This is a genomic window from Ralstonia condita (assembly GCF_958405655.1).
GTDB lineage: Bacteria > Pseudomonadota > Gammaproteobacteria > Burkholderiales > Burkholderiaceae > Ralstonia > Ralstonia condita.
Genome location: NZ_CATYWO010000002.1, coordinates 271,652 through 290,032 on the forward strand (window position 1 = coordinate 271,652; position 18,381 = coordinate 290,032).

Here is an 18,381-nt window from a genome sequence, read left to right on the forward strand (position 1 = left end):
GCCGCATGATCGCGTTCCGACTGCCCGCGCTGGGGGCCGACATGGACGAGGGCACGCTACTGGAGTGGCAGGTCAAACCCGGCGATACCGTGAAGAAGGGCCAGATCATTGCCGTGGTCGACACCAGCAAGGCTGCCATCGACGTCGAGAGCTGGCACGAAGGCACGGTAGCCGAGCTGCTGGTCACGCCCGGCACGAAGATTCCGGTTGGAACGCCGATGGCAATGTTCCTGGAGCCCGGCGAGGCGCCAGGCGCCGTCACGCGCCAGCCGGACATGCCGGGCGCAGCGCGTCCCCTGCCGCCGCCGCAGACGCGCCGCATGGCTTCACCCGCAGCAAGGCAGGCCGCACGCGAGCGCGGCATCGACATCGACACCATCGCCGGTACCGGCCACGGCGGGGTCATCACGCTGGCCGACGTCGAGCACGCCACGCCAGTTGGCAGCGCGGTCACGGGTGACAGAGCCGCCGACATCCGCAAGACCATTGCCGCCGCCATGACGCGCTCCAAGCGCGAGATACCGCATTACTACGTGGCCGAGACGATCCCGCTGGCGGCCATGCTGGCCTGGCTTGCCCAGGAGAACACGCGGCGCCCCATCACGGAGCGCCTGTTGCCGGCAGCCGTCCTCATCAAGGCGGTTGCGCTGTCGCTCCGGCAATTTCCCGAACTCAACGGCTTCTATCGAAATGGGGCGTTCGAGGCAGCCGAAGCCGTGCACATCGGCGTGGCGATTTCATTGCGGCAAGGCGGGCTGATGGCGCCCGCGCTGCTGGATGCCCACGCCAAGCCACTCACTCAGCTGATGCAGGAACTGACCGACCTGGTCAGGCGCTGCCGGGCGGGCACGTTGAAAAGCTCTGAGATGTCGGCGCCCACCGTCACTGTCACCAACCTCGGTGACCAGGGTGTGGCGCAGGTGTTCGGCATCATCTATCCACCGCAGGTGGCGCTGGTGGGCTTCGGCCGCATCGCCGAGCAGCCATGGGCCGAAGCAGGTGGACTGAAGATCATGCCGGCTGTCACCGCCAGCCTGTCGGCGGATCACCGGGTCTCCGACGGGCATCGGGGCGCCCGCTTTCTCTCCGAACTCAGCGAACGGCTACAACATCCGGAGGCGCTCGACCGATGAATGAAGCCGACATCCGCGTGATCGTACTGACGGCACTCCGCGCCATTGCCCCCGAAATCGACGCTGCCGCCTTACGCCCGGATCGACCCTTGCGCGGGCAGGTCGATCTCGATTCGATGGACTGGCTCCATTTCCTGCTGGCGCTGCACGACAGACTGAAGGTGGAGATTCCGGAATCCGACTATGCGCGCCTGGTAACGCTGAACGATGTGGTGGCTTACCTGGCCCAGGCAAATCCGTCCCCGCCTGCGCCTGCGCCGCCTTAGGCGAACAGCAGGGGCGTTCGCACGTGCAACGCCAGCGCCCGAGCGCCGTGCGCCCTAACGCCGGAACGTTGAAGTCGCCGGCCTGGCGGCTCTGGGAACGCCGCTTGACGCAGGGGCGCCGTCGCATGAGGGCTGCGATGCACGCTGCGCGCTGATCGCCTGCCGTACGCGAGCGCGCATCTCCCGAAACGCATTCAAGAGTGCCACGTGCACGTCAACGTCCGACGCTTCATCAGCAGTGAGCGCGCGTCCTGGAATGTCCACCTCGATATGGACCAGGAAGGGTCCGCGCGCGCTGCGCTCCGGGTTGTCGGATGCGAGACAGATACGGAACCGCCTGATGTCGCACGGAAAGCCGTCCAGCCGGGAAGCGAAGCGGGTGATGGCCGCCTTGATCGCATCGGACTGGGGCAGATTGCTGAACAGAATCTCAACGGGTCGCGTGTCCATAGTTGTCAATGTGGAAGCGGGTTGCCGCTTCATCGGCCGATGGAACAAAACCTGGGTTCGATCTCATAGGCTAGATGCGCGCCCCCAGGCGAGGTTGACCTGGCGCAAGCCCGGGTCATGCATCCAGTTCGTCGATGGAGTGCCGCGGGTTTTCGCCGGACTCGCTGCATAGGCTGTCGAGCGCGTGCGCCATGCGCTTGTGCAGTGGAAACACCACCCTCACCCGAAAGCCGGTGCCATCCTCCTGTTCAGTCTGTGCAGCGCCACCCAGCAGGCGCGCGCGCTCGCGAATACCGATCAGGCCGAGACCGGAGCGCGCGCAAGGCAGCGCCAGCGACGGGCTGTGCACGCCGTTGTCGACGATGCTCATCTCGCACGTGGCACCCGTTTTCCGCAAGCGGATCCTGACCGCTGTTGCGTGTGCGTGCCTGACAACGTTGGTCAACGCTTCCTGAATGATGCGGAACAGCGCATTGGCCGTGCGCCCATCAAAATCAATCGGCTCCACGTCGAGTGTGACCGGAATCTGATAGCGCGCCTCGAAGTCCGTGACCATCCAATGCACAGCCGGCACCAGGCCAAGCTCATCCAGCACCTGTGGGCGGAGGTCCATGCAGATGCGCCGGAGGGAGATCTCTGCTGCGTCAATATTTGCCTGAATGCCAGCCAGACCGTCTTTACATTGAACGTGCCCTGCCCACCGAAGCTGCGCGGACAGCGCTGCACAGTCTTCATGCAGCTTTTTCAACCGACGTCCGAGGCTCTGGTTGAGCCCGTCCGCAATGCGCCGCTGCTCTTCCTCGCGCACGACGAGGATGGAATCCGCAAGGTAGCGAAGCTCCTCCTGCGAGCGGCTCAATGCCTTGGCAGCCTTCAGGCGCTCCGTGATGTCGCGCAGCATGATCGTGTACAGCTTCTTCCCGTCTTCTTCCGAATGCGAGATGGACGCCTCGATCGGGAACTCGTGGCCGTCGGCATGCAGCGCAAACACTTCCCGCTGGCCCGCCATCCTGCGCTCGCTCGAGGGCGTCACGCCGAAGCGCTGCACCAGCTTCCGATGCGCCTCACGAAAACGCTGCGGGATCAATTGTTCAATGGGGGCGCCAAGCACGTCTTCGGCGCGGTATCCAAATAAGCCCTCGGCCCTCGGATTGAACAGGACAATGCGCTGCGACTCGTCGATCGTGATGATCGCCTCCATCGAGGCACGGATGATTCCCTCAAGGCGGTGACGATTGCGCTCCACCCGCTGCGCACTCTGGCATGCCGAAGCAACAAGGCCCCGGATTTCCTCCAGATAATGTGCGTAGCTGTACGACACGGCGCCGACCGGTATCGAGATGAAAATGAAGGCCCACCAACCATTGGCGGAAATAATCCACTGCTCCAACTGCAGATAAGCCCCGAGCAAACCGGCAATCACTGCAGGGGCAAGCATCCAGTCCATTAACGTGATGGCACGCGAGGTCAGGCGTTTCAGACCGGCATCTGGAACAGGATTCGTCCGCTTGCTCATCAGATTCAGAAGGGAAACGGCGGTACATCTGATTAAAGTATGCCGGTCGATCTCGCATTACCAGTACCCACACAGTTAGAGGACACGCAATTCCCATAGACCGGACGCCGTATGCCAGAAATCCAAAGGATGGATGGACATTCTCCTGCCGGATGCCCTTGCTCGCGCCCGCGCACCATTTTTTCTGACGCACCGCGTGCTGTCGGCAACGCTATTTCCGGCATGCGAATTCGCCGCGACTGACCCTCGTCCAAATCGATTGACCGTCATCAACCCGCCGCGAAACCACGGACGAATAATGGGTTTGTGCGCGCTTTTTAAAAGCCCACATGCGATCACCCGAAGCACATTTCGTGGAGCAGAAAAGTGGCGGTATCGTTGGATATCTCGTTTCAGGACGTGCCTTACTCCAAAGACATTGAGGAGGCAGTCATTCAGCAATCCAATCAGCTCGATCACCTCAGCGAAGTCATTGCGCGCTGTCGTGTGTGCGTGATTCGGGGCCAGAAGCCATTGCCGGAACGCAAGACCATCAATGTGCGCATCGACGTCATGACACGTCACCATTCGCATGTCTGCGGCATAGGGTCCGACGCAAACGCCGGCGTCGCGCTTCGAGATGCCTTTGCCCACGTGGTGCGGCTGCTGGACGGCACCGCGCTCCCGGGCAGCGAGCCTGCTGCCGCATTGACGCGATTCGGGTAACGCATGCGTTCTTCAATCCGCGCAGAAAGAGGATGGGTCGACATTCGCACCCGGCGCAGAAAAGACCGGCGCTGGGATTGCGAGTGCAGATTCGTTGCGCCGAATGGCGATTGCTTTTCGTGGACCCCGACGGTCAACACCGAGGGCTATGGCTCCCGGGACGATGCGATCGAGGCTGGGATCGCGCTCGGCAGATCGCTGGCTGCATGGCTTGCCGCTGCGCCGAACGACAGTTGCCATTGACAGCCCCGCTCGGCCGCGCCCGATGGGCGTCTGCGCCGAAAGCCGACACGCCCATCATGGCCAGCAACGCCATTCCCATGTCAGACCCCATGCGATCAATTGCGAAGGTGCGCCACGGCTTCTGTTGATCGGTATCAATCGGCCCGTCCATGCGCGCACGAAGATGAAGATTCAACCTGCGCGGAGACAGCGCGTCTCCTGACGCGCAAGCATGTGGAGTCCCGACCGGGTCGTGTCACCTGGACGGCCGCTGGCCGGGCCATCCACGCAGGGCAGCAGGCCATTGTTTGACGAGGCCGCCGTCCCGGTGCAGCCAGCGCGGCACGGCAGTCCACAGCAAGGGCCAAGCCATCATGACAGCCAAGACACTCGTGTTCCATCAAACCGCCCGCCGGATGATGCTCAACGGCATCGATCTGCTGGCCCGTGCCGTCAAGGTGACCCTGGGGCCAGGCGGACGCAACGTCATCATCGAGCGGCCAGGCATCGGCCCGATGGTGGCCAATTCAGGCGTGGTGGTTGCCCGCGCCATCTCACTGCGCGAACCGTTTGCCGACATGGGCGCAAGATTGCTCTGCGAGGCCGCGGTGCGCACCAGCGAGGTGGCGGGGGATGGCACCACCACGGCCACCACGTTGGCACATGCCATCGTGGCCGAAGGCGTCAAATACGTCGAGGCGGGTCACGACCCGATGCAGCTCAAGCGCGGGATTGAAGCTGCGGGCGCACTCGTGGCGAGCCGCCTGCGCGACATGGCCAAGCCCTGCACCACGGTTGACGAGATGCGGCAGATCGCCACGATCTCGTCCAGCGGAGACCAGACGGTCGGCTCGCTCGTCGCGCAGGCGGTCGAACAGGTGGGCAAGGACGGTGCCATCAGCGTTGAAGATGGCTCCAAGCTCGACGACCAGTTGGAGATCGCCAAGGGCGCGCGCGTCGATCGCGGCTTTCTATCGCCCTTCTTTGCCACCACGGAGAGCCGCGCGGTTGTGCTGGAAAACGCCTGGGTCCTGCTGTGCGATGCCACGATTGCGTCGATCGCGCAGTTGCTGCCGTTGCTCGAAGCGGTGTCCGGCACAGGCAAGCCGCTGCTCGTCATTGCCAACGATGTGGAAGGCGAAGCGCTGGCCACGCTTGTCGTCAATAACCTGCGCGGCGCGCTCAAGAACTGCGCCGTCCGCTCGCCCGGCTTTGGCGACTCGCGCTCCGAGCAGCTGGCCGATCTGGCCGCCTTGACGGGCGCGACCGTCATCTCGCCGCAAACCGGCGTGTCGCTCGAGCATGCGACGCTCGACCAACTGGGGCAGGTGCATCGGGCGGAAACCACCAAGGACGCCACCACGCTCATCGCCGGCGACACCGTCAAGGCCGACGTCGAGCGCCGCATTGCGCTGCTGCGCGCGCAGCTTGACGAAGCCAAGTCGGACTATGACCGCGAACAGCTTCAACACCGGCTTGCCAGGCTGAGTGGCGGCGTTGCGGTCATCAAGGTGGGCGCCGCCACGGAGACTGCGCTGCACGAGCGCAAGAACCGCTTCCAGGATGCCCTGCATGCCACGCGCGCCGCCGTCGAGGAGGGCATTGTGCCCGGCGGCGGCGTCGCCCTGCTGCGCGCCCAGTCCGCGATTGATACCTGGCAAGCGCCCAACGCCGAGCAGGCTGCGGGAGCCCGCATCGTGCACACCGCATTGGCCGCACCCATGCTGCAGATCGCGGCCAATGCCGGGGCCGACGCGCAGGCAGTGGTCCACCAGGTCCTTGCCGGTACCGGTTCGCACGGCTACGACGCAGCCACGGACCGCTACGGAGACATGCTCGAGCTGGGCGTGGTCGATCCTGTCAAGGTCGTGCGCACGGCCTTGCAGAACGCCATCTCGATCGCCGCCCTGCTCCTGACCACAGATTGCATGGTCGCCGAGCTGCGGCTCGAACCCGCGCAAGCAAGTGACGAGACCATCGGTTCGATGCACTTCGACAGCGGATACGCCTAGGAAAGGCGCGCCCCACCCACCGTCACCGATCGAGCGCTCTCATGGCCACCTCTCCCATCTGCACGTCGCCGCTCCTCACCGACCTGTATGAACTCACCATGATGCAGGCGTATCGGGATGCCGGCATGGACGGTATCGCGAGCTTCGAATTCTTTGTCCGCAAGCTCCCGCCCGGGCGGAACTTCCTCATGGCGGCGGGGCTGGAGCAGGTCCTGGATTTCCTGGCCAGCCTGCGCTTCAGTGAGGACGAGGTGGCATCGCTCGCAGCGCTCGGGCGGTTCGACGACGCGTTCCTGCAGTCGCTGCTCGACCTGCGCTTCACGGGCGATGTGCATGCCATGCCGGAGGGCACGCTCTTCTTTCCGGACGAGCCGATCCTGCGCATCGTCGCGCCGCTGCGCGAGGCACAACTGGTGGAGAGCCGCGTCATGAACCTGCTCCATTACGAAACGCTCGTCGCCAGCAAGGCTGCGCGCGTTGCGCTCGCCGCGCAGGGACGGCTGCTGGTGGACTTCGGTCTGCGCCGTGCGCACCGCGCAGAGGCCGGCATGCTGTCGGCTCGCGCCAGCTACCTTGCGAGCTTCTCGGGCACCGCCACGCTGCTCGCGGGCGTGCGCTACGGCATACCGGTGTACGGAACCATGGCCCATGCGTATGTGCAGGCCCATCGCGATGAAGCGCAGGCCTTCGAATCGTTCGCGCGTTCGCAACCCACCAACACCACGCTGCTGATCGATACCTACGACACGGAAGCGGCCGCAAGAAAGGTCGTGGAACTGGCCCGCAAGCTGCGCGGTGACGGCATCACCATCCAGGCCGTCCGGCTGGACAGCGGCGATCTCGATTGGCATGCCAGGCAGGTTCGGCAGATTCTGGATGAGGGCGGCGCCCCGGAAATCAGCATCTTCGCCAGCGGCAATCTGGACGAGTATCGCGTCCGGGATCTCGTCCGGGGTGGTGCCCCCATCCACGGTTTCGGTGTCGGCACCCGCATGAACACGTCGGCCGACGCCCCCTACCTGGATTGCGCCTACAAGCTGACCGAGTATGCGGGCTTGCCACGCCGCAAACGCTCCGAAGGCAAGGCGACGTGGCCCGGCCGCAAGCAGGTGTACCGCCGTTACACCCCCACGGGCAGGATCCTTGGCGATGCGCTGACCATCGAAGGAGACCAGTGCGAGGGCGTGCCGCTGTTGCAGCCCTATGTCCGCGCAGGCGAACGCGTGCAAGCGCTGCCATCACTGGAAGCTGCTCGCGTCCATGCGCAGGCGCAACTGAACGCCCTGCCGCCGCACCTGCGCGCACTGGAGGCCGGTGAGCCCTACCCCGTGCTGGTCCGGCAGGCGCTCGTCGAACTGGCGCGGATGGCAGACGACATTGCTGCCGGCCGCCCGCGCCACTGATCGCATCGGCCTGCACGGCCGCATGTTCGGGCGCCTGCGACGATCCGTCTCCGGCCAACGATTGGAAACGGACCACGGCACGACACAACAGGCAGCAAGACCGTGATTCAACCCGCCCCGGCCGCACCCTCGAAGAGAACGTTGTTCTCCAGATGGATGTGCTCCATCAGGTCTTCCCGGAACGCGCGCAAGCCCAGATAGAGCGCCCGCCACGTGGTGCAGGCCCCGCGCGGCAGGGTGATGTCGTTGGTCAGCGTCATCAGTTGCTGCAAGGCGTCGCCGTGCTGGTCGTGCTCCATGCGCATCACGGCGATGGGGCCACCGGCCCGCGAACCATGGCCACGCGACAGCATCGGAAACAGGATCTGCTCCTCCTTCTGCATGTGGCTCTCCAGTTCCTGCTGCATGCCGTCGAGCAGGTCGGCCAGGCCCACCGGGCAATCCTCCCGGTCGCCATGGACATGCTCAACGCGGCGCGCGAGGCGGATCAGTTCGGGTAGTTGCTCACGGTGGCGATCGTGAAAACGCTCGACGATGTGGTCGATCAGCATGCTGGGCGACACCGTCGTCCAGTCCACGACCTGATCCGGCGTGACCGCTGCGTTCAATGCCTCCAGACGTTCCGCGATCGGCCCAGCGTCGATACCTCTGGCCTGTGCCGCTTCACGCAGGCTGTGCTGGCCGCCGCAGCAGAAATCGAGCTGGTATTCGTGAAAGATGCCGGTGGCGCCCGGAATGTTGCGAGCCAAGTGTCCCAGCGGCTGGTCGAGTAACGCCATGTTGTGCTCCTGTGCAAAGTCAGTGTGGGGTGAAAGCCATGCCCGGATCTTGCGAATTGCATGCCAGATTTTTCGCTCGGCAAATCAATGGGTTGAGATACGCGGGGTAGAATTCACCGTCTCATGATCAAGGTATCTTTCACCCTTTCAGGGTCATTTCAACCATGATTGATCGCCTGCTCTTGACCGACCTGGTTGCCGATCTGCCGCCCGCTGTCCGCATGCAGCGACTGGTGGGCAGCCTGCGCACGCACTTTCGCTGCGGGGCCGTAGCGTTGCTGAAACTCGAGGAAGACCACCTGCGGCCGGTGGCCGTGGATGGCCTGGTGCGCGATGCGCTGGGCCGGCGCTTCGTGGTCGGACAGCACCCGCGGCTGGCCGCCATCCTGGCGCGACATGGCGTGACATGCTTCCACCACGACAGCACCCTGCCCGATCCATACGACGGGCTCATTGACGAACAGGCAGGCGTGCCATTGCCGGTGCACGACTGCATGGGTCTCGGCTTGCAGGTGGAGGGCCGGCCCTGGGGCGTGCTGACGCTGGACGCGCTCAAGGTCGGCACGTTTGACGAGGATGCGCAGGCCGAACTGGGCCGCCTGGCTGTCGTGGTGGAAGCGGCCGCGCGCACCACGCGGCTCGAGGCGGAGATCCGTGCGCTGCGTGCCACGCGCGCTGATTCGCCCGCCGGCGACGCCACCACCGACGCAAGCGAAATCGTTGGCCAGAGCCCTGCCATCCACCAGTTGCTGCACGAGCTGGAAGTGGTGGCCGATTCTGAACTGCCGATCCTCGTGCTGGGCGAAACCGGCGTCGGCAAGGAGCTGTTTGTCCACCGTCTGCATCGCCTGTCGCGCCGGCGCGATCGTCCGCTGGTGCATGTCAATTGCGCGGCGCTGCCGGAGTCGCTGGCAGAGAGCGAACTGTTTGGCCATGTCAAAGGTGCCTTCTCGGGCGCCACGGGAGAGCGCCCCGGTCGCTTTGAGGCGGCGGACGGCGGCACCCTGTTCCTGGACGAGGTCGGTGAACTGCCGCTCACGGTGCAGGCGAAGCTGCTGCGCGCCCTGCAGAACGGCGAGATCCAGCGGCTCGGCGCCGACCGCCCCCGCCACGTCGACGTACGGGTCATTGCAGCGACCAACCGCAACCTGCGCGAGCGCGTGCGCGATGGCGCGTTCCGGGCCGACCTCTATCACCGGCTGTCGGTGTATCCGGTGCCGATTCCGCCGCTGCGCGAACGCGGTAACGACATCCTGCTGCTCGCTGGCCGGTTTCTGGAGCACAACCGGGCGCGTCTCGGCTTGCGCAGCCTGAGGCTCAGCCCGGATGCCGAGCGCGCCCTGCGCAGCTATCCATGGCCCGGAAACGTGCGCGAGCTGGAACACGTGATCAGCCGCGCCGCGCTCAAGGTGCTGAGCCGGGGCGCGCGCCGCGATGACATCGTGACGCTGGGTGCCGAGCTGCTCGACCTCGACACGGAGGTCGCCTCACCCGACACGTCATCGCCCGACGTGCCGCAGGATGTCCGCCCCGGCACGCCCCTGCGCGACGCCGTTGCCGACTTTCAGCGACGCTGCATCGAATCGGCATTGGCCACGCACGATGACAACTGGGCGCGGGCGGCGCGGGCCCTCGGGCTGGATGCAAGCAACCTGCACAAACTGGCAAGACGCCTGGGGCTGAAACCGGCGGACGGTTGATCGAGCAGATCGTCACGCGCTCCGTGTGCCCGTGGTGCACCCATGCTGTCGAAATGGGCTTTGAAGCGCTGCGCGCGTGCGCGATTGACGGGGGTCAACTGATTCGAAAATCGATCCGTCCCGGACCTTCCAACCACAATATCTAGTGCTAGCCTTACCTCCATACCACTATATGTAGGGGGTTTCATGGCTTGCACACAGGTCACCAAACGTGACGGTTCATTGGCTGCCTTTGATGGGCAGAAGATCCACCGCGCCATGGCTGCGGCCGGCCAGGCCACGGGTGAATTCGACACGCAGGAAGCACAACGCCTGAGCCTCTACGTGGTGGATCAGGTGAGCGCGTTGGATTGCCCGGGCATCGAGGCGATCCAGAATCACGTTGAAGAAACCCTGGTCGACGCGGGTTACTGGCGCACGGCGCGCGCCTACATCGTCTATCGCGAACAGCACGCCCGCCTGCGCGCGCTCAGGCACACGCTGGTCGATGTCGAGAGCACGATGGACGAGTACCTCCAGCAGCGTGACTGGCGGGTGAATGCCAACGCCAATCAGGGCTACAGCCTGGGCGGCCTCATCCTGAACGTGGCGGGCAAGGTCACGGCCAACTACTGGCTCTCGCACGTCTACAGCCCCGAGGCCGGAGCCGCGCACCGCGAGGGTGACATCCACATCCACGATCTCGACATGCTGTCGGGCTACTGCGCAGGGTGGTCGTTGCGTCAATTGCTGACCGAGGGCTTCAACGGGGTACCAGGCAAGGTCGAGGCCACGCCGCCGCGCCACATGTCGGCGGCCATCGGGCAGATCGTCAACTTCCTCGGCACGCTGCAGAACGAATGGGCAGGCGCGCAGGCCTTCAGTTCGTTCGATACGTATATGGCGCCCTTCGTGCGCCGCGACGCGATGTCCTACACGGCGGTCCGGCAGGCCATGCAGGAGCTGATCTACAACCTCAACGTACCCAGCCGCTGGGGCACGCAAACACCGTTCACGAATCTCACTTTCGACTGGACCTGTCCGGCCGACCTGCGCGAACAGGTTCCCTACATCGGCGGCGAAGAGATGCCCTTCACCTACGGCGATCTCCAGCCCGAGATGGACATGATCAACCGGGCCTACATCGACGTCATGATGGCCGGCGATGCCAAGGGGCGCGCGTTCACCTTCCCCATCCCGACCTACAACATCACGCCAGATTTCGATTGGGATCACCCGAACACCACGATGCTGTTCGAGATGACAGCGCGGTACGGCCTGCCCTACTTCCAGAACTTCCTCAACTCCGATCTTGAGCCGCACATGGTGCGCTCCATGTGCTGCCGCCTGCAGCTGGATCTGCGGGAGCTGCTCAAGCGCGGCAACGGGTTGTTTGGCTCGGCCGAGCAAACGGGATCGATCGGCGTGGTGACGGTGAACTGCGCGCGCCTGGGCTATCGCTACGCGGGCGATGAGGCGGCGCTGCTGGCGCAGCTCGACACGCTGCTGGCGCTCGGCCGCGACGTGCTGGAGGTCAAGCGCAAGTTCGTGCAGCGCCTGATCGACCAGGGGCTGTATCCGTACACGCGGCGGTACCTGGGCACGTTGCGCAACCACTTCAGCACGCTGGGGGTGAACGGCATCAACGAGATGGTGCGCAACTTCACGCACGACGCCGACGACATCACCACGCCCGCCGGTCATGCCATGGCGATCCGCCTGCTCGATCATGTGCGCCAGCGCATCACCGGGTTCCAGGAAGCCACCGGCCACCTGTACAACCTTGAAGCCACGCCGGCCGAGGGTACGACGTACCGCTTTGCACGCGAAGACCGCAAGCGCTGGCCTGGCATCCTTCAAGCCGGCACTGCGGAGCAGCCGTACTACACCAACTCCAGCCAATTGCCGGTCGGCTACACCGATGACCCCTTCGAGGCGCTGGCCCGCCAGGAAGCGCTGCAGGGCAAGTACACCGGCGGCACGGTGCTGCACCTGTACATGAACGAGGCGATCTCCTCACCGCAGGCCTGCCGGGAACTCGTGCGCCGCGCGCTGGCGAACTTCCGGCTGCCGTACATCACCATCACACCCACGTTTTCGATCTGCCCGAAGCACGGCTATCTCTCAGGCCATCACGCGTTCTGCCCGAAGTGCGATGCCGAACTGCTGGCGCATCAGCCGCACGACAACTGCGGCTGTGCGTCAACCGCGACATCTGCTTCACCTACCCACGTCAACCATGAAGGAGCATCGGTATGAACACACTCACTCAACCCTCCACCTCGGCCTTCCAATTCGATGACAGCCAACGCACCCGCTGCGAAGTCTGGACACGCGTGATGGGCTATCACCGGCCGGTCAGCTCGTTCAACATCGGCAAACAAGGGGAATTCCGTGAACGCCGCTTCTTTGTTGAAGAACGCGCCCGCTGAGCCAACGCAGTGCACGCCGCCGGCCATCGGCGGCGTGACGCCCTTCTCCAGCGTCGACTGGCCTGGGCAACTGGCGGCGGTGGTCTTCATCGCCGGTTGCCCGTGGCGCTGTCATTACTGCCACAACCCGCACCTGCAGACGCGAGCGCGCTCGCTCGACTGGAACGATGTCTACGCGTTCCTGCAGAAGCGTGCGGGCCTGCTGGATGGCGTGGTGTTTTCCGGTGGCGAGCCGCTGAGCGAGCCCCGCCTGCCGGAGCTCATGCGTGCCGTGCGCGCGCTCGGCTTCAAGATCGGCCTGCATACCGGCGGCATCTATCCGGCGCGCATGGCCGAGGCCCTGCCGCTGGTGGACTGGGTAGGCCTCGACATCAAGACCACCGGGCAACGCTATGACGCACTCACGGGCCGGCGCGGCAGCGCAGCGCCGGTCGACACGTGCCTCGACCTGCTGCTGCAAAGCGACTGCGCCTTCGAGTGCCGGACCACCTGGCATCCGAGCTGGCTACCGGAGCCGCAACTCCTTGCGCTGGCGCAAAGCCTGAGCCAACGCGGCGTGAAACACTACGCCATACAAGCCTATCGAAGTGCCCCCGGGACCCTGGCCACAACGCTGCCCAGCGATACCACGCAACGCGCATTGGCTGCCTGCTTCTCTTCTTTTTCCTGCCGGTGACACCATGGCCGAGACTCTCGATATTGGCAACCTGCTCAAGCACACCCGGTTGTTCGAGGACTTTGACGCCGACGACATGGCGGTCCTCGCACGCGATTGCCGCACACAGCGGGTTGCACGTCACGATATTGTTTTCAACCGCGGCGACCATGCCGACGGCTTCTATGTGGTGGCGGTCGGCGCGATCAAACTCGTGCTGCCCGGTCCGCATGGACAGCGCAAGGTCATCGAATTCTTTGGTCCGGGCCAGTGTTTTGGCGAGCCGTTCATGTTCATCAACCGGCCGTATGCAGCCGATGCCCAGGCCATGGAAGACAGCCTGCTCGTCTGGATCGGCAAGCCGGCCATCGACGCTGCGCTCGACGTGCATCCGCACCTGGCGCGGCAGATGCTTGCGGGTCTGTCTGCCCGGCTGCACACCCTGATGTGCGACATCGAAACGGTCAAGCTGCAAAGCGCAAACGAACGGCTGGTCGGCTATCTGCTCTCGCTGCCGCGCAAGTTCGACCGGACGCGTTTTCCGTGCAGCAAGAGCCTGGTGGCGTCCAAGCTCGGGCTGGCACCCGCCACGCTCTCGCGCGTGCTGCGTCAATTGATTCAGGACGGACTCATCCTGGTCGAGGGGCGGGATGTCGTCATCCCCAACTCCGTGGCGCTTGAGCGCCAACTGCAGGCCGCATAGGCAAGCCGCATCAGGTGTCGCGCAACCGCAGTTGCCCGACGAGGCGATCGCACGACCCCGCACCGGGGCGGCGAATGGCCCGGCAGGCGTCGAAGCTCAGTCTGTGCCGACGGAAACGGCAGCCGGCATGGCGCACCCTGATGCGGCGTCGATCTGCTGCTGGAGCGCAGTGACGGCTTCGTCCACCAATGCGGTCGCGACGGCCAACTCCTCTTCGCCGCAGTCAGCGTGATAGCGCTTCTTGGCGCCAAGCTGGTTGAGCACCAGGTGCACATCGGCGGTGACACCGGCAGTCGCCAGGCAGGCTTTCACGCAGGCCAGCGCGCAACCATCGAGCGCCAGGATGGGGCGCCCGCTGCGTGCGGTCTTGACGAGCGCCCGCACCCCGCCGCCCACGCCGCTGATGCATGACATCTCTGCCCTGCCAGCGCGGTCGAGGTCGACCGCGAGACGGTTGGCCGCCTGCGCCACGCTCGAGCATCCGGAGCAGGCGTAGACGAGCGGCAAATGATTCGACGACATGGCATCACCTCCCTGTGACGTTGCAACCCGCGCTAGCGCGACTGCCAGCGCGCCAGCCACGCCGGCCGTGCGGCAGCATCGAGCCAGTTCTTGACGATCAGGCCCAGCTCCGTGTCACCGGCAATCTTCAGGCGGCGCTGAAAGAACAGCGTGTCAGCGTCGGCGGTGCCGCGGATGAGCGCGACGAACTCGGCGACACCCGCGTGCAGTTCCAGCTCGGGCACCTGGCCCGACAGCAGATGGAACGCGCCGCCGCGACAGCAGAAGCAGGCGCGCAGCCCAAGATCCTCCACCGTAATGGCAAAGCGCCGCCCCTCGAGTTCGGGCGGCGGCGTCAGCCATGACAGGCGGCGCGCAAGGTCGAGCCCCAGCACGAAGGGCAGCGAGGTCAATGGCGTGGGCAACCGGCGCGCCATGCGCACCAGCGTGGCGGGTGGGCGCAGCATCATCGCGGGGTCTCCAGCCAGTCGATGCCGGATCGGCCATGCCAGTAGCCGTTGCAGCGGCCGATGCCTTCGGGCGGCTGCACCGCGGGCGCGGGCTCGCCACGGCGCTGCGCATCCAGCGCGGCCACCGCGTCGAGTGTGCCGCGCGACTGCGGACTCACGCGCAGGACTTTCACGCCGAGCGCCGACAGCGCGGGCGCCTGGTCGAGCATGTCGAGGCATTGCCCCGATTGCGTCTGGATACCGTTGATGGCGAGAAACTCCTGCCCCTCGCGCGTGCGCACGGCAAGACCGTCGGGGTGCTCGATACAGCGGAAGCCGCAATCGTCCTTGTTGAGACGGAAATGCCGCGCCGTAAAGCAGCGCGCCGAGAAGGCCAAAGGCAACCGGCCCCACACCATCGCTTCAATTTCCAGTGCGTCGGGCTTTTCGCGCATCAGCTCAGCCAGCGTGGCCTGGCTCATTTCCAGCGGCATGACCGCGCGTATCGCTCCCAGCCCAGCCAGCCAGGCAAGCGTGGCGCCGTGGTAAGCGTTGCAGTGCGGCCCGGCCACGAACGGGCGGCCGCCAAGCAGCCTGACGGCACCCAGCTCGCCGGCCTCCACCAGCCAGTCGTCCTGCTGACATTGCTTGCGCAACGCCTGCGCCTCGGCACTGGTTTCAATCAGCGTCCGCGTCGATAGCACCACCGACTTGCCGGCCTCGCGCAGCATGGCCGCGATATCGAGCCAGTCGTCCGCCCGCAGCTCGTGGCGGCGGCTGCAGACCGTCTCGCCCACATAGACGATGTCGACAGGGCTGGCCGCGACCTCTGCGTAGAAGTCGAACGTCTGTAACCGCGGCCAGTAGTACAGCAGCGGACCAAGCGAAATCTCGTAGGACATGATGTGCCTTCTATTTCCAGGGCCGATCAAATGCGCCTTGCGTGACGTGCGCGCCTTCTGCGTGGCGCACGAGCGCAGCCTGCCAGTCAGGCCTGACGGAGAAGCGCGCAGGGTCCGCCTGTGCGGCATCCAAGGCAGCGCGCAATGTGGCCACCACCTGGGCCACATACGCCGGGCTGCGCTGGCGCCCCTCGATCTTGATGGCTGACACGCCCATGGCCAGCAGCCGCGGCAGCAGGCTCAGCGCATTGAGGCTGGTGGGCTCTTCCAGCACGTGGTCGACCTCGTCGTCTACCAGGAAGCGCCCCTTGCACAGCGTCGGATACCCCGCAGCCTCGCCCGGTGCGTATTGATCGATCAGGATGTCATTCAGGCGCGCATCGAGATTGCCGTCACGCTCCATCCAGCGCACGGCATGGGCAGGCGAACACACGCCCTTGTTGTTGGGCGAATCGCCCGTGGCGTATGACGACAGCAGGCAGCGTCCTTCGGCCATCACGCACAGGCTGCCAAAGCCGAACACTTCGATCTGCACCGAGGTCTGCCGGATCACGCGCTCGACCTCGGTCAGCGTCAGCACGCGCGGCAGAACGGCACGGTGGATGCCGAACTGCTCGCGCATCAACTCGATGGCGTCGGCGTGCGTGGCCGAGCCCTGCACCGAGAGATGCAGCCGCAGGTCGGGATACCGGTCGCGCGCATAGGCCATCAGACCCGGGTCGGCAAGGATCACGGCGTCCGCCCCCAGCATGTAGGCGGCGTCGATGGCCATGCGCCATTCGATGCCACGGCCAGCCTGCGGAAACGTGTTGATGGCAAACAGCACCTGGCGCCCTTTCTGGTGCGCCAGCTCGACACCCGTGCGGATATCGGCCTCGGTAAAGTTCAGCCCCGCGAAGTTGCGCGCGTTGGTGGCGTTCTTCAGACCGAGGTAGACGGTATCGGCGCCGGCATCCACGGCTGCCTTGAGTGCTGCCAGGCTGCCGGCCGGTGCCACCAGTTCGATGGTGGAAGAGGTTTGTGTCATGGCGGGAGTCTGCGACTTGTCCGCCAGTGTGGTTTTGCGTTCGGTCAACCGCGCGTGAACGCACGGCGCACGCCGCGAAACGTCCAGAGCGCCCGGCACAGCTGCGCGCCCAGCCACAGCTGCGACACGGCAAACAGCAAGCCGGCCGGCATGGCCATCCACCCCGGGCTGACGGGCAACAGCAGCAGTGCAAGCGCCGCCAAGAGCAGCAACCGGGCATGCCAGTGCTGCTGCCGCTCACCAATCAGGGTCTGCATGGCGGGCAGTCGCACATGGCGTGGCACGAGCCTGCGCAAGTGCATCCACACCATGAACGGGATGATCTTGCCGAGCATGGCATTGATGGGCAGCACACCACCGCCCACGAGGGCCAGCACGCCCATCCACCAGGCAACCGGCCAACCGGCCGGCAGCCAACGCGCAGCGATACCGAGAACGGCGACGGCAAACCACGCGCCTGTCGCGCCCAGCCACAGTGGCCAGCCCGGGTCGTGTCTGCGACGGGCCCGGTAGACCGCGCCCAGCCCGGCCGCGGACAACGCGCCCAGCGCAAGCCAGCCCCACGTCTGCCAGAGCGCCGTGCCGCCGCGCCAGCCGATCAAGCTGCCCAGCAGCAGGGGCGCCCACAGCCATCCTGGCATCCACCGATGCCAGCGCTCCGGCAACCGGGGGGACTGCCAGAACATCGGCAGCACGGTCGAGGCGACACCGGCCAGCAGCGTGGCCAGCCAGCCGCCCAGCCCCCAACCGACATGCAGGTTCAGCAGGACAGGTGCCGGAGAAAACATCCCCAGGGCCAGCACCGTGCCAAGCGTCGCGCCGGTGGCCAGCGTCAACAGCAGCGCCCAGCCAATGCGCCGCAAGGTTCGCACGGTGCCGTGCATGTCCGCAGCCTTGACGACATGCAGCCCCCCCAGGATCAGCAGGACCGCCGGAATGGCCAGCAGCGGCGCGCCAAACCACGCTGCCAGCGCAAAGGCGGTTCGCCCGCCGCCCAGGAATCCGGTCGCGAGCGCAATCGCAGTCGCCACGCAAGTCGCAGCCACGCATGGCGATACCCAGCGGGCACCCGGCACAGGCACGCCCGCCACCACGGGAAACAGCTGGAAGAGCGCGCCCAGCATGGCGGGCAGCAACATCCCCACCGCCAACCCGTGCACGAGCGCAAGTGCAAGCGGCGCAAACCGATCAGGCAATCCGCCCGTCGGCCCGAATGCCAGCAGCAAACCCACGGCCGCTCCCGCCCAGGGCACGGGCAAGAGGCAGCCGAACACCACGCCGGGCGGCGGCATGCGTTCGTAGAAGAGCGTAGGGGCGGTGGCTGACATGGGCGATCAAAGCAAGAGCCTACACCCTAGCCCAAGCCCCCCGTTGCGCGTTTTGACGTGCATTAAGGTGCGAACGGCAGGCCGGTGCGCGCGCGCCTCGACAAGCAGGGTCCCTGTCGAACGAACTAGTCCGACCGACCCGCCTCGCGCACGGCCCTCCTCGTCCAGCGACGAATAGACGCACTCCGGTGCCCCACCTACCCTGACCCTGCCAATTCC

17 protein-coding genes are annotated in these 18,381 nt (G+C 65.5%); 10 read left to right on the forward strand and 7 right to left on the reverse strand.

Annotation, left to right across the window (positions count from 1 at the left end):
* Positions 1–5: 5 nt before the first annotated feature.
* Positions 6–1,133 carry a dihydrolipoamide acetyltransferase family protein gene (locus R2N03_RS07805; RefSeq protein WP_316657074.1) on the forward strand — a complete coding sequence of 376 codons (1,128 nt, stop codon included), beginning with the start codon at positions 6–8 and terminating at the stop codon, positions 1,131–1,133.
* Complete coding sequence (locus R2N03_RS07810) at positions 1,130–1,399, forward strand: acyl carrier protein (RefSeq protein WP_316657077.1); 270 nt, start codon at positions 1,130–1,132, stop codon at positions 1,397–1,399. The genes R2N03_RS07805 and R2N03_RS07810 overlap by 4 nt, the downstream gene beginning before the upstream one ends.
* A 565-nt stretch (positions 1,400–1,964) precedes the next feature.
* On the opposite strand, the gene R2N03_RS07815 is transcribed toward R2N03_RS07810, so the two are convergent.
* On the reverse strand, positions 1,965–3,365 hold the full coding sequence (locus tag R2N03_RS07815; protein ID WP_316657079.1) for a PAS domain-containing sensor histidine kinase: 1,401 nt from the start codon (positions 3,363–3,365) through the stop codon (positions 1,965–1,967).
* 366 nt (positions 3,366–3,731) lie between these two features.
* Here R2N03_RS07815 and R2N03_RS07820 point away from each other — a divergent pair, with 366 nt between their 5' ends.
* The 3 genes from R2N03_RS07820 (at position 3,732) to R2N03_RS07830 (ending at position 7,707) form a co-directional block, all read left to right on the forward strand.
* Entirely contained in the window at positions 3,732–4,070 is a 339-nt protein-coding gene (locus R2N03_RS07820) for a hypothetical protein (RefSeq protein WP_012430611.1), read from the forward strand.
* A 596-nt stretch (positions 4,071–4,666) separates the two neighbouring features.
* Entirely contained in the window at positions 4,667–6,304 is a 1,638-nt protein-coding gene (gene groL / locus R2N03_RS07825) for a chaperonin GroEL (protein ID WP_012430613.1), read from the forward strand.
* Positions 6,305–6,345: 41 nt separating this feature from the next.
* Positions 6,346–7,707, forward strand: coding sequence for a nicotinate phosphoribosyltransferase (locus R2N03_RS07830; protein WP_316657084.1), 1,362 nt, complete (start codon positions 6,346–6,348; stop codon positions 7,705–7,707).
* 107 nt (positions 7,708–7,814) lie between these two features.
* Here R2N03_RS07830 and ytfE read toward each other — a convergent pair whose 3' ends face one another.
* Positions 7,815–8,486 (reverse strand): iron-sulfur cluster repair protein YtfE, encoded by a 672-nt coding sequence (gene ytfE, locus R2N03_RS07835; protein ID WP_012430615.1) that lies wholly within the window; start codon positions 8,484–8,486, stop codon positions 7,815–7,817.
* A 164-nt stretch (positions 8,487–8,650) separates the two neighbouring features.
* On the opposite strand from ytfE, the gene norR reads away from it, so the two are divergent.
* The 5 genes from norR to R2N03_RS07860 all read left to right on the forward strand — a co-directional run bounded on the left by norR (position 8,651) and on the right by R2N03_RS07860 (position 13,955).
* Entirely contained in the window at positions 8,651–10,186 is a 1,536-nt protein-coding gene (norR, locus tag R2N03_RS07840; RefSeq protein WP_316657087.1) for a nitric oxide reductase transcriptional regulator NorR, read from the forward strand.
* 186 nt (positions 10,187–10,372) lie between these two features.
* Positions 10,373–12,424, forward strand: coding sequence for a ribonucleoside triphosphate reductase (locus tag R2N03_RS07845; RefSeq protein WP_316657089.1), 2,052 nt, complete (start codon positions 10,373–10,375; stop codon positions 12,422–12,424).
* Positions 12,421–12,597 carry an anaerobic ribonucleoside-triphosphate reductase gene (gene nrdD / locus R2N03_RS07850; RefSeq protein ID WP_316657091.1) on the forward strand — a complete coding sequence of 59 codons (177 nt, stop codon included), beginning with the start codon at positions 12,421–12,423 and terminating at the stop codon, positions 12,595–12,597. Before R2N03_RS07845 ends, nrdD begins: the two co-directional genes overlap by 4 nt.
* Positions 12,560–13,273: an anaerobic ribonucleoside-triphosphate reductase activating protein gene (locus R2N03_RS07855; RefSeq protein ID WP_316657093.1), complete on the forward strand. Its 714-nt coding sequence runs from the start codon at positions 12,560–12,562 to the stop codon at positions 13,271–13,273. The genes nrdD and R2N03_RS07855 overlap by 38 nt, the downstream gene beginning before the upstream one ends.
* Positions 13,274–13,277: 4 nt before the next feature.
* On the forward strand, positions 13,278–13,955 hold the full coding sequence (locus R2N03_RS07860; RefSeq protein ID WP_012430620.1) for a Crp/Fnr family transcriptional regulator: 678 nt from the start codon (positions 13,278–13,280) through the stop codon (positions 13,953–13,955).
* Positions 13,956–14,051: 96 nt separating this feature from the next.
* Here R2N03_RS07860 and R2N03_RS07865 read toward each other — a convergent pair whose 3' ends face one another.
* The 5 genes from R2N03_RS07865 to R2N03_RS07885 are packed head-to-tail and all read right to left on the reverse strand — an operon-like array spanning position 14,052 to position 18,162.
* Positions 14,052–14,477 carry a putative zinc-binding protein gene (locus tag R2N03_RS07865; protein ID WP_012430621.1) on the reverse strand — a complete coding sequence of 142 codons (426 nt, stop codon included), beginning with the start codon at positions 14,475–14,477 and terminating at the stop codon, positions 14,052–14,054.
* Between the two features lie 32 nt (positions 14,478–14,509).
* A complete protein-coding gene (gene ubiT, locus R2N03_RS07870; RefSeq protein ID WP_012430622.1) occupies positions 14,510–14,926 on the reverse strand; it encodes a ubiquinone anaerobic biosynthesis accessory factor UbiT in 417 nt (138 codons plus the stop codon).
* Positions 14,923–15,807, reverse strand: coding sequence for a U32 family peptidase (locus R2N03_RS07875; protein WP_012430623.1), 885 nt, complete (start codon positions 15,805–15,807; stop codon positions 14,923–14,925). The genes ubiT and R2N03_RS07875 overlap by 4 nt, the downstream gene beginning before the upstream one ends.
* 10 nt (positions 15,808–15,817) lie before the next feature.
* The gene (gene ubiU, locus R2N03_RS07880) at positions 15,818–16,834 is read right to left on the reverse strand and encodes a ubiquinone anaerobic biosynthesis protein UbiU (protein ID WP_182557804.1); all 1,017 of its coding nucleotides are present in this window, start codon (positions 16,832–16,834) and stop codon (positions 15,818–15,820) included.
* 44 nt (positions 16,835–16,878) lie between these two features.
* Positions 16,879–18,162, reverse strand: coding sequence for a hypothetical protein (locus R2N03_RS07885; RefSeq protein ID WP_012430625.1), 1,284 nt, complete (start codon positions 18,160–18,162; stop codon positions 16,879–16,881).
* Between the last annotated feature and the right edge of the window lie 219 nt (positions 18,163–18,381).

Coding starts and splice junctions, on each gene's coding strand:
- R2N03_RS07805 (WP_316657074.1), top strand. CDS start 6: ATGATCGCGTTCCGACTGCCCGCGCTGGGGGCCGACATGGACGAGGGC.
- R2N03_RS07810 (WP_316657077.1), top strand. CDS start 1,130: ATGAATGAAGCCGACATCCGCGTGATCGTACTGACGGCACTCCGCGCC.
- R2N03_RS07815 (WP_316657079.1), bottom strand. CDS start 3,365: ATGAGCAAGCGGACGAATCCTGTTCCAGATGCCGGTCTGAAACGCCTG.
- groL (WP_012430613.1), top strand. CDS start 4,667: ATGACAGCCAAGACACTCGTGTTCCATCAAACCGCCCGCCGGATGATG.
- R2N03_RS07830 (WP_316657084.1), top strand. CDS start 6,346: ATGGCCACCTCTCCCATCTGCACGTCGCCGCTCCTCACCGACCTGTAT.
- ytfE (WP_012430615.1), bottom strand. CDS start 8,486: ATGGCGTTACTCGACCAGCCGCTGGGACACTTGGCTCGCAACATTCCG.
- norR (WP_316657087.1), top strand. CDS start 8,651: ATGATTGATCGCCTGCTCTTGACCGACCTGGTTGCCGATCTGCCGCCC.
- R2N03_RS07845 (WP_316657089.1), top strand. CDS start 10,373: ATGGCTTGCACACAGGTCACCAAACGTGACGGTTCATTGGCTGCCTTT.
- nrdD (WP_316657091.1), top strand. CDS start 12,421: ATGAACACACTCACTCAACCCTCCACCTCGGCCTTCCAATTCGATGAC.
- R2N03_RS07860 (WP_012430620.1), top strand. CDS start 13,278: ATGGCCGAGACTCTCGATATTGGCAACCTGCTCAAGCACACCCGGTTG.
- R2N03_RS07865 (WP_012430621.1), bottom strand. CDS start 14,477: ATGTCGTCGAATCATTTGCCGCTCGTCTACGCCTGCTCCGGATGCTCG.
- ubiT (WP_012430622.1), bottom strand. CDS start 14,926: ATGATGCTGCGCCCACCCGCCACGCTGGTGCGCATGGCGCGCCGGTTG.
- R2N03_RS07875 (WP_012430623.1), bottom strand. CDS start 15,807: ATGTCCTACGAGATTTCGCTTGGTCCGCTGCTGTACTACTGGCCGCGG.
- ubiU (WP_182557804.1), bottom strand. CDS start 16,834: ATGACACAAACCTCTTCCACCATCGAACTGGTGGCACCGGCCGGCAGC.
- R2N03_RS07885 (WP_012430625.1), bottom strand. CDS start 18,162: ATGTCAGCCACCGCCCCTACGCTCTTCTACGAACGCATGCCGCCGCCC.